The 1,575-nt window shown below is 59.0% G+C and carries 1 protein-coding gene; it reads right to left on the reverse strand.

Annotated elements, in window-relative coordinates; genetic code table 11:
* Nucleotides 1-403: 403 nt before the first annotated feature.
* Nucleotides 404-682, reverse strand: a complete 279-nt coding sequence (locus tag GY937_27510) for a hypothetical protein (protein MCP5060463.1) — start codon at nucleotides 680-682, stop codon at nucleotides 404-406.
* Between the last annotated feature and the right edge of the window lie 893 nt (nucleotides 683-1,575).

The raw sequence follows: 1,575 nt of genomic DNA on the forward strand, positions 1-1,575 counted from the left end.
CGGGGGCCGGCTGAGGCGGATTCGTATCGTTGATCATCTTGAAACACCTTCCATCGCCCTACAGTAATTCTGGATGGGTCGGGTGTCTCATTGTTGTTGGCAGAGAGGGCTTCGTCCACCATGGCCCGCATCGGTCGGAGCGGATGATCCGCCGGAATCCGGTCTTCCAGCGCTACGTAGCTGAACATCGAACCCTGCTCTCGATCGCTTCCCCGCATTCCCTCTACCCCCGTCTCTTTTCTACCATTTGAAGGAGTGAAGCACGGGGTTTTTCAGCACCCTGTTAGCGAATCATTCGCCGCCCGGATTCGGGAACGTTTCCTTTCTTCGTGCATCGGTTTCCCCCGAAAGTGGCAGGCCGGGTCATTCCGGCAGGCCACTCAGGGAGGAAACGAGGCGCCTTCTACTCCTCTTCCCTCCTGCTTTCGCAGAAGAAGAACGTCAGTGCGAGGGACGCAGCGTCGAAAATCCAAAGCCGTTCGTCCTCACTCTTCCAGGGCTTTCGCTTTCCTGGGAGTTTGGGTGCAAGCTCGCGGAGCTCTCGGGCGATCACTGCTGCGATCTCCTCCTTCGTTTTCGCGCCGTACTTGGAAAAACATGCTCTCACATCTCTCTGTGAGTAGCGTTCCGTTCGGAGGCTTTTCCTCCTGACCAGCGCGACAACAGATCGCAGGCGACTCATCACAGCACCACCTCGCCTTGAACCAGGCCCCCGGCCGTCTTCAGTGACCAGGACGTCCGGCTCATACCACTCGATGAGTTCTCTTGCTGTTGCAAGCGGGTCGTTCTGTGAGTTTTTCCTACGCCTCGGATGATGCCTGCGAGAGCTTGTATTCCGGCGTGAACTATCCCGATGCAGGTGGTCTTTCCGCGAAGGTCACAGATGCGAACGGTGCACAGACACTTCGCTGCTACGACGAGTTCGGGCGACCGCTGGCCGAGTGGGTGCAGCAAGTGCCGAGTCAGGGCGGAGCGCCGACCATCGTCGCTGAGAAGACGTTCGCCTACGATGACACGCCACTGGCCAGCTGGGCGGAAGTCACCGAGAGTGTCAGTGCGGGAGTGAGCCGCTCGGAGCGAACCTACCTTGATGGCTTCGGACGAACCATCCGAAAGGTGACAGACGGCCCCGCTGGATCCACCATTGAACGCACAATCGGCTACGACGGCCTCGGGCGCCCAGTGCGAGAATCACTGCCCTTCTTCACTGGGAATTCGGCCCACGTGAAGATTCGCAAGTTCGATGCACTTGACCGTCTCACAATGCGCCAAGAGCCGGGCGGAGCAGGAAGGACCTGGCTCTACGACTACGAGATAGACGCTCGACGACTAGTCTCCTCGGTCACGGACCCCGAATCTCACACGCGGCGTCAGTTTGCGGATGCTTTTGGCAACAAAATTCGAATTGAGGAGGACGAGGGCAACGAGACATATGTAAGCGGTCAGCGAACCCCATGTTTCGGATCGCGGTGGGCTGAGCGAGGGTGGTCTCCGTCAAGAGATGGAGGGTACCGATGGGAGCGACGCAAGAGCCGACCGAGCGGGACCGGTTCTGGTTGGAGCATGAGGCAGTGC

It is taken from the genome of bacterium (assembly GCA_024228115.1).
Taxonomy (GTDB): domain Bacteria; phylum Myxococcota_A; class UBA9160; order UBA9160; family UBA6930.

What these genes read in the sequence shown, in the direction of transcription:
- GY937_27510 (MCP5060463.1), bottom strand. Translation starts at nt 682, where the DNA reads ATGAGTCGCCTGCGATCTGTTGTCGCGCTGGTCAGGAGGAAAAGCCTC.